At 72.6% G+C, this 13105-nt stretch carries 10 protein-coding genes and 1 riboswitch; of the genes, 9 read left to right on the forward strand and 1 reads right to left on the reverse strand.

What is annotated here, in order from left to right; translation table 11 throughout:
* The first annotated feature begins 145 nt into the window (after positions 1 to 145).
* Positions 146 to 264: riboswitch (glycine riboswitch) on the forward strand.
* A 222-nt stretch (positions 265 to 486) separates the two neighbouring features.
* The 5 genes from gcvP (at position 487) to QRN56_RS01105 (ending at position 6030) form a co-directional block, all read left to right on the forward strand.
* Positions 487 to 3405, forward strand: coding sequence for an aminomethyl-transferring glycine dehydrogenase (gcvP, locus tag QRN56_RS01085; RefSeq protein WP_285100653.1), 2919 nt, complete (start codon positions 487 to 489; stop codon positions 3403 to 3405).
* 87 nt (positions 3406 to 3492) lie between these two features.
* Entirely contained in the window at positions 3493 to 4662 is a 1170-nt protein-coding gene (gcvT, locus tag QRN56_RS01090; protein WP_285100612.1) for a glycine cleavage system aminomethyltransferase GcvT, read from the forward strand.
* Between the two features lie 20 nt (positions 4663 to 4682).
* Positions 4683 to 5054, forward strand: a complete 372-nt coding sequence (gene gcvH, locus QRN56_RS01095) for a glycine cleavage system protein GcvH (RefSeq protein ID WP_285100613.1) — start codon at positions 4683 to 4685, stop codon at positions 5052 to 5054.
* 210 nt (positions 5055 to 5264) lie between these two features.
* Entirely contained in the window at positions 5265 to 5489 is a 225-nt protein-coding gene (locus QRN56_RS01100; RefSeq protein WP_285100614.1) for a helix-turn-helix domain-containing protein, read from the forward strand.
* 115 nt (positions 5490 to 5604) lie between these two features.
* A complete protein-coding gene (locus QRN56_RS01105) occupies positions 5605 to 6030 on the forward strand; it encodes a (deoxy)nucleoside triphosphate pyrophosphohydrolase (RefSeq protein WP_285100615.1) in 426 nt (141 codons plus the stop codon).
* Here the strand turns inward: QRN56_RS01105 and QRN56_RS01110 are convergent.
* Entirely contained in the window at positions 6027 to 6848 is an 822-nt protein-coding gene (locus QRN56_RS01110; RefSeq protein ID WP_285100616.1) for a 2-phosphosulfolactate phosphatase, read from the reverse strand. The genes QRN56_RS01105 and QRN56_RS01110 overlap by 4 nt on opposite strands.
* Positions 6849 to 7093: 245 nt before the next feature.
* On the opposite strand from QRN56_RS01110, the gene QRN56_RS01115 reads away from it, so the two are divergent.
* The 4 genes from QRN56_RS01115 to QRN56_RS01130 all read left to right on the forward strand — a co-directional run bounded on the left by QRN56_RS01115 (position 7094) and on the right by QRN56_RS01130 (position 12964).
* On the forward strand, positions 7094 to 10657 hold the full coding sequence (locus QRN56_RS01115; RefSeq protein ID WP_285100617.1) for a phosphodiester glycosidase family protein: 3564 nt from the start codon (positions 7094 to 7096) through the stop codon (positions 10655 to 10657).
* Positions 10658 to 10666: 9 nt separating this feature from the next.
* Entirely contained in the window at positions 10667 to 10885 is a 219-nt protein-coding gene (locus tag QRN56_RS01120) for a hypothetical protein (protein WP_285100618.1), read from the forward strand.
* 177 nt (positions 10886 to 11062) lie between these two features.
* Positions 11063 to 11920, forward strand: coding sequence for a hypothetical protein (locus tag QRN56_RS01125; RefSeq protein ID WP_285100619.1), 858 nt, complete (start codon positions 11063 to 11065; stop codon positions 11918 to 11920).
* Positions 11921 to 12160: 240 nt separating this feature from the next.
* On the forward strand, positions 12161 to 12964 hold the full coding sequence (locus QRN56_RS01130) for a hypothetical protein (RefSeq protein ID WP_285100620.1): 804 nt from the start codon (positions 12161 to 12163) through the stop codon (positions 12962 to 12964).
* Positions 12965 to 13105 lie beyond the last annotated feature (141 nt).

Consider the following 13105-nt stretch of genomic DNA (forward strand, 5'->3'; position numbering starts at 1 on the left):
CCCTGGGTCGGGCGACTCCGGGCCGTCCGACGGCATTCCCCGGGACGGTGCCCGCGCCGCTACGATGTCCGCATAACTGAACATCTTCAACGGCCCTGGCTCGATCAGCTCGACCTCGATCGGCTCGAACCAGGACCGTGCCGCCAGAACCGCGGCGGGAGAGTCCGGCCCCGCGCCGTCGTCGTCCAGACGCCGCGCGACCCGGCGCCGAAGGAGCAATTTCCTCCCCGGGAATCTCTCAGGCCCCCGTACCGCCGCGGCGAGGCAACTCTGGAAAGCGAGCCGCCGCCGGGCAACCGGTGCGGCGGCTCCACCGACGGTGCAAGCCGGCGCGTCCCGCCCTCCTCCCCGCTGTCCGGGAGGGATGACGGACCGGCAAAACTCTCAGGTCGACGTATGCCCGCCAGCGGGCAGGGTCCGATGACAGAGCGGGGAGGGACCGCAGTCGTCCCCACGCCCTCGGACAGCCAGGAGCCCGCCGTGAGCATGCCCCACAACCCCGACGTCTTTGCCGACCGGCATCTCGGCCCCCGCGGCCGCGAGGTCCGCACCATGCTGGACCAGCTCGGCATCGACACGATGGACACCCTCGTCGACCGGGCCGTCCCCAAGGCGATCCGCAGCCAGGCGCCGCTGAACCTGCCGGCCGCCCGCACCGAGGCCGAGGTGCTCGCCCACCTCCGCGAGCTCGCGGGCAAGAACCAGGTCAAGACCCAGATGATCGGGCAGGGCTTCTACGGCACGCACACGCCCGCCGTCATCCGGCGCAACGTGCTCGAGTCGCCTGCCTGGTACACGGCCTACACGCCGTACCAGCCGGAGATCAGCCAGGGCCGGCTCGAGGCGCTCCTCAACTTCCAGACCGCGGTCGAGGACCTCACGGGCCTCGAGATCGCGAACGCCTCCCTGCTCGACGAGGCCAGCGCCGTGGCCGAGGCCGTCGCCCTGATGTGGCGCGCCTCGCGGGCCAAGGAGGGCTACGTCGTCCTGGACGCCGACCTGTTCGGGCAGTCGCTCGCCGTGGCCCGCGGCCGCGCCGAGGCGATCGGCCTCCCGGTCGTGGTCGCGGACCTCTCGAACGGCCTGCAGGCGGGCCTCCCCGCCGAGCTGCCGGCCGGCCAGCTGGTCGGCCTCGTGGTGCAGCAGGCCGGGGCCTCCGGCCGCGTGCTCGACGCCCGCGGCGTGATCGCCGAGGCCAAGGCCGCCGGCGCGCTCGTCACCGTCGCCACGGACCTGCTCGCCCTGACGCTCCTGGCCAGCCCCGGCGAGCTCGGCGCCGACATCTCGGTGGGCTCCGCGCAGCGCTTCGGCGTCCCGCTGTTCTACGGCGGCCCGCACGCCGCCTACATGGCGGTCAAGAAGGGCCTGGAGCGCCAGCTCCCCGGCCGCCTGGTCGGCGTCTCCATCGACGTCGACGGCGCCGCCGGCTACCGCCTCGCGCTCGCCACCCGCGAGCAGCACATCCGCCGCGAGAAGGCCACGAGCAACATCTGCACCGCTCAGGCCCTGCTGGCCATCGTGGCCAGCATGTACGCGGTCTACCACGGCCCGGAGGGCCTCAAGGCGATCGCCACCCGCGTCCACACCCACGCGGCAGACCTGGCGGCAACCCTGAGCGCCGCGGGCGTCGAGATCGAGCACGACACCTTCTTCGACACCATCCGCCTGAACACCCCGGCCAGGGCGCAGGAGATCGCCCGAGCGGCGGCCGACGCCGGCTACAACCTGTTCGTGCCGGACGCGAACCACGTCCAGATCAGCACGGACGAGACCACCACAGCTCAGGACGTCGCGGCAGTGACCACCTCCGTCCTCACCACCCTGGGTCTGGAGCCGAACCCCACCGCGGAAGCCGGCACGGTGCAGGGAGCGTCCGCCGACTTCTCCGCGGACGCAACCCTCCCCGCCGCACTGCGGCGCGAGACCACGTACCTCCAGCACCCCATCTTCCACAGCCACCGCTCCGAGACCAGCATGCTCCGCTACCTGCGCAAGCTCTCGGACAAGGACCTGGCCCTGGACCGCACCATGATCCCGCTGGGCTCCTGCACCATGAAGCTCAACGCCACCGCCGAGATGGAGGCCATCTCCTGGCCCGGCTTCGCGGACATCCACCCGTACGCCCCGGTCGACCAGACCCAGGGCTACACCGAGCTCGTCACCGCGCTGGAGAGCCAGCTCGCCGAGATCACCGGCTACGCCGCCGTCTCCGTGCAGCCCAACGCCGGCAGCCAGGGCGAGTTCGCCGGCCTGCTCGCGATCAAGGGCTACCACGCGTCGCGCGGCGAGGAGCACCGCGACATCGTGCTCATCCCGGCGTCCGCGCACGGCACCAACGCGGCCTCGGCGGCGCTCGCGGGCCTGCGCGTCGTGGTGGTGTCCACGGCGGACGACGGCGAGATCATGCTCGACGACCTGCGCGCCAAGCTCGACCAGCACGGCCCGCAGGTGGCGGGCATCATGATCACCTACCCGTCCACGCACGGCGTGTACGAGGAGCACGTGCGCGAGGTCTGCGACCTGGTGCACGAGGCCGGCGGCCAGGTGTACATCGACGGCGCCAACCTCAACGCGCTGGTCGGCCTGGCCCGGCCGGGCGAGTTCGGCGGCGACGTCTCGCACCTGAACCTGCACAAGACGTTCTGCATCCCGCACGGCGGCGGTGGCCCCGGCGTGGGCCCGGTCGCCGTGGCCGAGCACCTCGTGCCCTTCCTCCCGGGTGACCCGACGCCGGGCGTCGGGGCCGGCGAGGCCGGGGCGGCGGGCATCCCCGTGGCCTCGACGCGCTACGGCTCCGCCGGCATCCTGCCGATCTCGTACGCCTACGTGGCGCTCATGGGGCCGGACGGGCTGACCGAGGCGACCAAGGCCGCCGTCCTCACCGCCAACTACGTGGCGAGCCGGCTCGACCCGCACTTCCCCGTGCTCTACACGGGCCCGAACGGCCTCGTGGCGCACGAGTGCATCCTCGACCTGCGCAAGATCACCGCCGAGACCGGCGTGACCGCGGAGGACGTCTCCAAGCGCCTCATGGACTACGGCTTCCACGCCCCCACCCTCGCGTTCCCGGTGCCGGGCACGCTCATGGTGGAGCCCACGGAGTCGGAGGACCTCGCCGAGCTCGACCGGTTCGTCGACGCGATGATCGCCATCCGCGGCGAGATCGACGCCGTCGCGGCCGGCCGCTGGACCGCCGAGGACTCGCCGCTGCGCGGTGCGCCGCACACCGCGGCGTCGGTCATGACGGACGAGTGGACCAAGCCGTACTCGCGCGAGCTGGCCGCGTTCCCCGTGGCGAGCCTGCGGGCCGCGAAGTACTGGCCGCCGGTGCGCCGCATCGACGGCGCCAAGGGCGACCGCAACCTGGTGTGCGCGTGCCCGCCGGTCGAGGCCTTCGCCGAGTGAGCTGTCAGACGGAGCCGCACGTGTCAGACGTACGGGTCACCCGGGTGACCTGTACGTCTGACAACGGGCCGACGAGAGGATTGATCCATGGGTGAGGACCGCAAGACCCCGCTGTACGACGAGCACGTGGCGCTCGGCGCCTCGATGACGCCGTTCGGCGGCTGGCTGATGCCGCTGCGCTACACGTCCGACCTGGCCGAGCACCGGGCCGTGCGCGAGGCCGCCGGCCTGTTCGACCTGTCGCACATGGGCAACATCAACGTGACGGGGCCCGACGCCGCGGCGTTCCTCGACCACGCCCTCGTCGGCTACATCTCGAAGGTCCGCGAGATGGGCGCGCGCTACTCGATGATCTGCGCCGAGGACGGCAGCGTGCTGGACGACCTGATCGTCTACCACCACGCCCCCGGCGAGTACTCCGTCATCGCGAACGCGGCCAACGCCGAGCTCGTGCTGGGCAAGCTGCAGGAGCGCACCGCCGGGTTCGACGTGGTGCTCAAGGACGTCCAGCCGGGTCAGGCGCTGATCGCGGTGCAGGGTCCGCGGGCCGTCGAGATCATGCTCGCCACCGAGGGCCTCGTGGAGGACGCCGAGATCTCGGGCGGCACCGCGTTCGCCGACCTCAAGTACTACGCCTGCATGGGCATGCGGTTCCAGGGCGAGCCGCTGCTCGTGGGTCGCACCGGCTACACCGGCGAGGACGGGTTCGAGCTCTGGGTCCCCGCAGACCGGGCCGTGGCGCTCTGGCGCGCCCTGCTCGCGGCGGGCGAGCCCCTCGGGCTGGTCCCGGCCGGCCTCTCGGCCCGCGACTCGCTGCGGCTCGAGGCGGGCATGCCGCTCTACGGCCACGAGCTCGACACCACGACCACGCCCTTCGAGGCGGGGATGGGTCGCGTGGTGCGCCTCGACAAGGTGTCGGACGACGGCACGCCGGTCCCGTTCGTCGGCCGGGACGCCCTGGCCGCGCGCAAGGAGTCGGCGCCCGCGCGGGTGCTCGTCGGGCTGCGGGGCGAGGGCCGTCGCCCCGCGCGGGCGGACTACGACGTGGTGCAGCGCGGCGTCGGCACCGAGGTGGGGGCCGTCGTCGGGCGCGTGACGTCCGGCGCGCCGTCGCCCACGCTCGGCTACCCGATCGCGATGGCCTACGTGACGCCCGAGGTGTCGGCCGAGGGCACCGAGCTCGCCGTCGACGTGCGCGGGCGGGCCGAACCGTTCGTGGTGGTGCCCATGCCGTTCTACCGTCGTCCTCAGAACTGACCTACACGCAAGGAGCTGTCATGGCTGACTTCCCCGAGAACCTGAAGTACACCACCGAGCACGAGTGGCTGGACGGGTCCACCCCCGCCGTCATCGGCGTGACCGACGTCGCCGCCGAGGCGCTCGGCGACGTGGTCTACCTCGAGCTGCCCGAGGTGGGTGCCACCATCGAGGCGGGCTCCGTGGTGGGCGAGATCGAGTCCACCAAGTCGGTGTCCGAGCTCTACTCCCCGGTGAGCGGCACCGTCACCGAGGTGAACGCCGAGGCCGTGGACAACCCGGAGATCGTCAACCAGGACCCGTACGGCAAGGGCTGGCTCTTCAAGGTCGAGGTGTCCGGCACGGGTGAGCTTCTCACCGCCGCCCAGTACGCGGAGCACACCGGGAGCTGACCCGGTCCCGGGGTCAGCAGGACCGAGCGGGCGAAATCGCCCCCTTAGGTGCACTTTCGTGCCCTCGGGGGGCGATTTTGATCTCGGAAAGGTAACAGTCAAGAAGTTCTTTCAGAACCGCGTCATGAAGTTACGGCGGCCAAGTCCTTCTCATAGCAGCAACCGTAGGCCGGAACCCCAGAACCGGCCGCTGTGTGGAGGAAAACGACCATGACCGCGATGACCCTTGACCACCGTCTCCCCAGCCTCACTCGTCGTGAGCGGGTGATCCTGGCGAACCTCACCGAGGACGCCACACTCGAGCAGATCGCTCGACGGCTCTACGTCACCCGCAACACGGTGAAGACGCAGGTACGCAGTGTGTACCGCAAGCTCGGCGTGTCCTCACGCGCGGAGGCGATCGCCAAGGCGAACGAGTTCGACATCGTCGCCTGACACGCAGCAGTTCCCCGACGACGGCGCCATTCCCCAGAGGCGCCGTCGTCGTGCTGTGTCCGGACGTGGTGGCTCGCCGGTCCGGCCGGACGGTCCGGGTGGAAGACTGCTCGGCATGCAGCAGACCCTTATCGACGTGGTCGCCGCCGCGATCGTGGACGACCTGGACCGGCCCACCCGGCTGCTCGCCGCGCGTCGCTCGGCGCCGGCGGCGCTCGCCGGCCGCTGGGAGCTCCCCGGCGGCAAGGTCGAACCCGGTGAGGCGCACGTCGACGCGCTGCGCCGTGAGCTCGCCGAGGAGCTCGGGGTGCGGGTCGACGTGGGCGCCGAGGTACCCGGCCCCGACGACGGCGCGTGGCCCATCACCGAACGGCACCGGATGCGGGTGTGGCTCGCGCTGCTGGCGCACGGCACGCCCGAGCCTCTGGAAGACCACGACGAGCTGCGCTGGCTCACCGCGGCCGAGCTGGACGACGTGCCCTGGCTCGACGGCGACATCCAGATCGTGACGGCCCTCGCGGGCCGGCTCACGAGGGGCTAGCGGACGCTCGCGCCGACGTTCCGGCGCCCCCGGGCCGCGGCGACGCGGTGCCCCAGCGGTACGAACGCGCCGTCCATCAGCACCGGCACCACGTCGGTGGCGTCGACCTCGGTGGCGATCGTGACGTCGTCGGCGAACCCGGAGTCGAGGAGCTCGCGGCCGCTCGCCGTGCCGCCCACGGAGTCGACGATGTCCCGGGTGCCCTTCCACAGCGTGACCGTGGCCTCGGTCTCGGGGGAGATGCTCACGTCAGGCAGCATCGCGGTGAGGCGCGCGGCGATGGAGCCGACGGCCAGGTAGTCCTCGAGGGCGGGGCGCAGCGTGTCGTCGGGCCAGCGTTCGCCCACGGGGACCAGCACGACGTCGTGCCGCTCGGACGCGTCCAGGTGCGCGGCGGCGAGGCCGGCCACGGCCTTCGCGTTGCGCAGGCTGCCGGCGACGATCAGGGCGCCGCGGTTAGCGATGGTGTGGCAGATCTGCGCGGCGCTGGGCGACGGGATCACGAGGCGCTCGGCGTCGAGGTCCTGCAGTGACGCGGGCGAGATGCTGATGCCGTCCTCCCACCGCGGGCCGGCGAGGGCCGCGCGCATCGTGCGCGCGAGCCGGGCCGCCCCGGCGGGATCGTGGTACGGGAACGGGTACACGCCGGCGCCCTGCTCGCAGGCGACGGTGACCGTGGTCGAGAAGGAGAGCACGTCCACCACGACCACGAGCGACGAGCGCGCATCGGTGGCGGTGAGGGCGAGCGCACCGGAGATGCCCCAGTCCGTGCGCACACGGGCAGGACGTTGGTCGAAGGCCGGGGACGTGTTTGCCACGAACGCATCGTAGTGTCACCCGAACTCGCCCATGTTTCGCGTTCAGTGAACAACGTTGCGATTCGGGTGATATTCACACTTTGGTCGTCGGGCCATAACCTCGCCGCGCAACCCTGCCGCAGAACGCTCCCCCCGACTCCTCAGAAGGAACGAGCATGCGACGAGTCCTGTCCGGCGCACGGCCGGAAAAGCCGCGAGGAATACTCACCAAAGCGCTGACCTGCACAGTTGCCGCCGCATTTCTCGTGGCTCCCGCGAACGGCGCGTTCGCGGCGCCGCTCCCCGCACCGGAGGACGTACCGCGCGCCGCGACGGCGCTGACCGCTCCGACGCCGTTCGCGAGGGCTCCGCTGCCCTCCGGAAGATCCGCGGAGACTTCCGGAGAAGTCACCCCGCTCCGGCTCGACGACGACGGCGACGCCATCGTCACCCGCCGCGAGGAGCGGCGGATCGCGCCCGGCCTGGAGCTCACGCGGTTCGCGCGGCTGGGCGAGGACGGCTGGCTCAGCGGCGAGATGCTCGTCGCGGACCTCGGCGCGGCGGGCGCGGACGGGCAGGTACCCCGGGGCACGGTGCGGGTCGGCTACGTGGGCCCGGAGCACGTCGCCGACACCGCCCCGGTCTCCGAGATGGCCTCCTCCCGCGGCGCGATCGCGGCGATCAACGGCGACTACTTCGACATCAACAACTCGGGTGCCGCTCTCGGCGCGAGCATCGACGACGGCACGCTGGTCAAGTCCGCGTCGCCGGGCCGGGAGCGCTCGGTCGCGTTCGGGTCGGACGGCGTGGGGCGGCTGGCGCAGATCTTCCTCGAGGGTTCGGTGAGCTGGGCCTCGGCGTCGGACGCCGACGTCGGCGCCCGTACCGAGGTCCCGGTCAGCGGCCTGAACGTCACGGCCCTGCCCCAGGCCGGGGTGGCCGTGTTCGACGCCGGGTGGGGCGCCTTCACGCGCACCCGTCCCCTGGCGGCCGGCGAGCAGGGTGTCGAGGTGACGGTCTCCGCGGACGGCACCGTGACCGCCGTCGGGCAGCCCGGGGACGGGCAGCTCCCGGACGGGACGCGCGCCGTCGTGGCCCGGCCCGGAGCCGCGGCCGACGCGCTGGCCGCCCTGCGGCCGGGCGACCACGTCGACCTGGCGTACGGCGTCCGCGCCGACGCGGGCGACGTCGCCGTCGCGATCGGCGGCGGCCCGGAGGACCCGCTGCTGGAGGACGGCGAGGTCACCTCCGCGACCGGCGACCACGTGGAGCTGCGGCACCCGCGGACCGCGGTCGGCTTCGACGCGTCCGGCACCCGCGCGTACTTCGTGGTGATCGACGGCCGCCAGACCCACAGCATCGGGATGAACCTCTACGAGCTGGGCGAGCTCATGGCCCAGCTCGGTGCCGACGACGCGATCAACCTCGACGGCGGTGGCTCCTCCGAGATGGTCGCCCGGCTGCCCGGCGACAGCGCCAACACGATCCTGAACAGCCCCTCCGACGGTTACGAGCGGTCCGACGCGAACGGCCTCGGCCTGTACGTCCCCGCGGGGTCGGGCCGCGTCGCGGCCTACGACGTGCGCACCACGGTCCCGGCGGACGACGCCGACCGCGTCTTCCCCGGTCTGCACCGCACCCTGACCGGCAAGGGGTACGACGACGCCATGGGCCCGGTCGCGGCCGAGCCCTCCTCGTGGCGCGCCCGCGACGGGCGGGTCGCCTCCGTGCGCGACGGCGTGGTGACCGGCCGCCGGACCGGCAGCACCGTCGTCACCGCGGCGTCCCTGAGCCGCTGGGGTCTTGCCTCCGGGACCACCGAGGTGGAGGTGCTGGGCAGCCTGGTCCGGACCGGTGTGGACACGCCGGTCGTCGGGCTGGAGGACGCCGACGCGACCGCGTCGCTCGTGCTGACCGGTTACGACGCGCGGGGGTTCTCGGCACCGATCGAGGCACGGGACGTCACGGTGACGGCGGTCGAGCCGGGCGAGCCCCGGATCGCGGGGGTGCGTGCGACCCGTGAGCCGGTCGCCGAGCTCGTCCCCCAGGCCGACGGGTCCTTCGAGGTCCGCGCGCTCGCGGCGGTGGGCGGCACGACCTTCGAGCTGACCGTGCCCGGCCCGGCCGGGACGGACCTGACCACCGAGGTGGCCGTGACGGTCAGCCTGGAGGAGGACGTCGTCGCCGACTTCGCGGACGCCGCCTCCTGGACCTCGGCGAACGACCGGGCGCCGGGCGGTTCGCTCGCTCCGGCGGCGGGACACGACGGCGCGGCGGGCCTGCGCATGACGTACGACTTCACACGGTCCACGGCCACGCGCGGCCAGTACGCGGTGCTGCCGGAGGCCGCGGCGGGCGGGCGCGAGCTGCCCGGCGCGCCCCGCGCGGTGACGATGTGGGTGGACGGCGACGGCCACGGCGCCTGGCTGCGGCTCCAGGTGCGGCAGGGCGACGGCGTGGTCACGCAGCTCGACGGCCCCGAGGTCACCTGGACCGGCTGGCGGCAGGTCACCTTCCCGGTGCCCGACGGCGTCGCGTTCCCGCTCAGGCTGCAGCGCGTGCGCGCGCTGGAGACGACGGCGGGCGAGCAGTACACGGGCGCGCTGACCCTGTCGGCGATCGCCGCGCAGGTGCCGCCCGCGGTGGACGCCCCCGGGACGCCCCGCGTCGAGGACCCGGTCGTGGCGGCCGACGGCGCCACGGACGACGCGCCCCTGCGGGTGGCCATCCTGTCCGACGCCCAGTTCGTGGCGCGCGACCCCGAGTCGGGCGCCGTGGCCGGTGCCCGCGACGCGCTCCGCGAGATCGTCGCCGACGACCCGGACCTGCTGGTCATCAACGGCGACCTGGTGGACGAGGCCGCCCCCGAGGACTTCGACCTCGCCCGCCGCGTCCTCACCGAGGAGCTCTCCGGCGCGGACTTCCCCTGGTACTACCTGCCCGGCAACCACGAGGTGATGGGCGGCTCGATCGCCAACTTCGAGGAGGAGTTCGGCGAGCGGACCCGCGTGCTGGACGTCCCGACCCCGGGTCGGGCGGGTGGTACGACGCGGCTCGTCATGCTCGACTCGTCCTCGGGCCGCCTGGGCACGGACTTCGCGCAGGTCCGGATGCTCCGTGAGGCGCTCGACGACGCCGCGACCGACCGCGCCGTCACCGGTGTGCTGGTGTTCGCCCACCACCCCCTCGACGACCCGCTCCCGACCAAGGCCAGCCAGCTCACCGACCGGCTGGAGGCCGACACGCTGCGCGGGTGGTTCGAGGAGTTCGAGGAGTCGTCCGGCAAGTCGATCGCCTCGGTGGGCTCCCACGTGGGCGTCTTCCACGCGAGCACGCAGGACGGCGTGCCGTACCTGGTCAACGGCAACTCCGGGAAGGGCCCGGCGAGCACCCCGGCCGACGGCGGCTTCACGGGCTGGTCGATGCTGGGCGTCCACCCGGCGTCGGGCCGCGTGTCGGGACCGTCGGCCGTCGGCCGGTCCGCCGACCCCTGGCTGGCCTGGGAGATCAACACCCGTGCCGAGCAGGTGACGGTCTCCGGGCCGGAGTCGCTCGAGGTGGGCGGCACCGCGGTGGTGAGCGCCGTCGTCGTGCAGGACGGGACCCGGGAGGTGCCGGTGGCCTGGCCCGTCTCGTCGCGCTGGGGCGGCCCGGGCGTGTGCGTGACGCACGAGCGGGGCCGCGCCGCCCTGGGGGACTGCTCCCGCCACGCGGTGCTCGCGCTCGACCCCGCGACGCACGAGCTGTCGGCTCTGCGCGCCGGCCGGGCCACGGTGACCGTCACGGTCAACGGGGTGCAGGACGAGCTGCCGGTCATCGTGAGCCGGTAGATTTGGCTCATGAGCAACTTCGAGGTGGCACGCAGGCAGAAGCAGGAGCCCACGGCGGCGCTGGTGGTTCGCTTCATCGTGTGCTTCGCCCTGTTCCTGGGCGGGTTCGCGCTGATGGCCGTCGGCTCGATCGGCGACGCGGCATCGTCGCCGTACGTGTTCGTGGGCGGCATCCTCGCCGTCGGGCTGTCGTTCGGCCTGCCGATGATCGGCGCCACGGAACGATGAGCACCGCGCGGTAGGCAGCGCGAGCCGAAGAGCGCCCGTCCGGTCCCGACCGGGCGGGCGCTCTCGTGCTCTCTTCACCCACAACGTTCTGGTGCTCCCGTCCGTGGACGGTGGTGGAGCCTGGCGCCGAGCGGTGTGCGCGGCGGGACAGGCACCGTCGACAGACAGGAACTCGCGATGTCTCTGCTCAGCACGTCCCGTACCCCTCTGCTCCGCCGGGGGCTGGTGGCGCTGGCCACCTCCGCGGCTCTTCTCGCCTCGGGCCTCGTCGTGGCCCCGACGGCGCAGTCGTCGTCGCTGCCGGTGGTCGATGTCCACCGGTCCCAGGGCACCACGGTCACCACGTCGATGTACGCCTCGGGCTCGACGATCACCGGCGACGTGGAGCGGCAGAAGCTCTACCCCGCCGAGGTGGGCTACACGGTCGCCCTCGCGGCGTCCGGCGGGACCATGCTGGGCGCGGAGGTCGAGGTCACGGTCCAGAAGATCAACAGCCGGCAGGTGCGCAAGCGCACCATCGAGATGAAGCGCAGCACCACCGGCTTCCTGAGCAGGGGGACCCTCGACTTCAACGGAGCGGTCATCCAGCCTGGGACGTACCGCGTGGGCGTCGAGGTGTTCACGGTGGTGCGCAAGCCCGACGGCACCCGGGTCCGGCACCTCGTCGACGTGAGCAACGGCAAGACGGTGCAGCTCCGCCGTGACACGCGGACCGACGGGAGCATCAGCACGCAGGCGACGGACGGCCGTCCCGCGCGGATCAACGCCACCACGAAGATCCTGGTCATCGACCGCGGGACTCTCTCGTGGGGCCCGAACCGCTGGGGTACCGCGGTCCTCTCCTTCGACGCGGACGGCCCGAACGAGCCGAGGAAGCCCGTCTTCGTGCGGGACCTGAAGATCGGGACCGACGGCCGGATCTCGACGGTCGTCGAGTCCCGCAAGGGCTGGTGGAAGGTCACCTACCAGGGGACCTCGAGCCGCGCCGCCTCCGTGGCGTGGATCGGGCAGGGCGACGTGGGCTGCGGCTGCTGACCGTACGAGGCCGGCGGTGGGTCCCGTCGTCGGCCAAAGGGCAGGGCAGGGCGAGGGTCGCGGCCGCGGGCCGCGGCCCTCCGCCGTCTTCACCCACAACGATTCCCGGCACCCGTCCGTACTGGTGTGTACAAGCCCGACGGCGAGCGACGTGCTCGGGACGGGCATCCTCCGAAGGACGGGAACACCACGATGTCTCTGCACAGCACGTCTCGTACCTCTCTCTTCCGCCGTGGCCTGGTGGCACTGGCCTCCGCCACGGCCCTGCTCGCCGGGGGCCTCGTCGTCGCCCCGGCGGCACAGGCGGCGGCGCTGCCGGTCGTCGATGTCCACACGCGCCAGGGCACCACGGTCACCACGTCGATGTACGCCTCGGGCTCCACGATCTGGGCCGACGTGGACGAGCAGGAGCTCCGCCCCGCCAGGTTCGGGTACACCGTCGCCCTGAAGGCCTCCGGCGGCACCATGCTGGGCGCGGAGGTCGAGGTCACGCTCCAGAAGATCGACCGTGAGCCGGTGCGCAAGCGCACGATCGTCCTGAAGCGCACCAGCAGCACCGCCATGGTCAAGCGGGGAGCCATCAACTTCACCGGGACCATCGACCCCGGGACCTACCGGGTGGGTGTCGAGGTGTTCACCGTGATCCGCAAGGCGGACGGGACCCGGGTGCGGCACCAGATCGACGTGAACGAGGCGCAGCGGGTGCAGTTCCGCCGGGCCACCACGGTCCACGCGGGCATCTCGTCGGATGCGACCGACGGTCGTCCCGTGCGGATCAACGCGACCGCGAAGGTGCTGCGGGTCGCCGACGACGGCTCCGTCTCGTGGCTGCGGCTCCGCTCGGGCGCCGCGATCCTCTCGTACGACCCCGACGGCCCGTGGGGCGAGAAGAGAGCCGTCTTCGTGCGGGACCTGAAGATCGGGTCCGACGGCCGGATCTCGACGGTCGTCAACGCTCGCGACGGGTACTGGAAGGTCACCTACCCGGGGACCTCCCGCTTCGCCTCGGGCACCGGCTGGATCCCCGAGCTCTGCGGTTGCTGACCACAGGGGTCGGCGCACCTCGCCGTCGGCCCGGAGACCCGCCAGGAGAAGGGCCGCAGCCGCCGGCTGCGGCCCTTCTCGCTGCCTCTTGGTTGCCCCAGGGGCAGGTCTGGAAACGCTGTGTCACCCGTGTGTCACAGG

Origin of the sequence: Promicromonospora sp. MEB111, from assembly GCF_030209445.1 — a bacterium.
In the GTDB taxonomy this organism is placed as follows: Bacteria; Actinomycetota; Actinomycetes; order Actinomycetales; family Cellulomonadaceae; genus Promicromonospora.

Excerpts from the sequence above, each read along its gene's own strand:
- gcvP (WP_285100653.1), top strand. The coding sequence starts at position 487 with ATGCCCCACAACCCCGACGTCTTTGCCGACCGGCATCTCGGCCCCCGC.
- gcvT (WP_285100612.1), top strand. The coding sequence starts at position 3,493 with ATGGGTGAGGACCGCAAGACCCCGCTGTACGACGAGCACGTGGCGCTC.
- gcvH (WP_285100613.1), top strand. The coding sequence starts at position 4,683 with ATGGCTGACTTCCCCGAGAACCTGAAGTACACCACCGAGCACGAGTGG.
- QRN56_RS01100 (WP_285100614.1), top strand. The coding sequence starts at position 5,265 with ATGACCGCGATGACCCTTGACCACCGTCTCCCCAGCCTCACTCGTCGT.
- QRN56_RS01105 (WP_285100615.1), top strand. The coding sequence starts at position 5,605 with ATGCAGCAGACCCTTATCGACGTGGTCGCCGCCGCGATCGTGGACGAC.
- QRN56_RS01120 (WP_285100618.1), top strand. The coding sequence starts at position 10,667 with ATGAGCAACTTCGAGGTGGCACGCAGGCAGAAGCAGGAGCCCACGGCG.
- QRN56_RS01125 (WP_285100619.1), top strand. The coding sequence starts at position 11,063 with ATGTCTCTGCTCAGCACGTCCCGTACCCCTCTGCTCCGCCGGGGGCTG.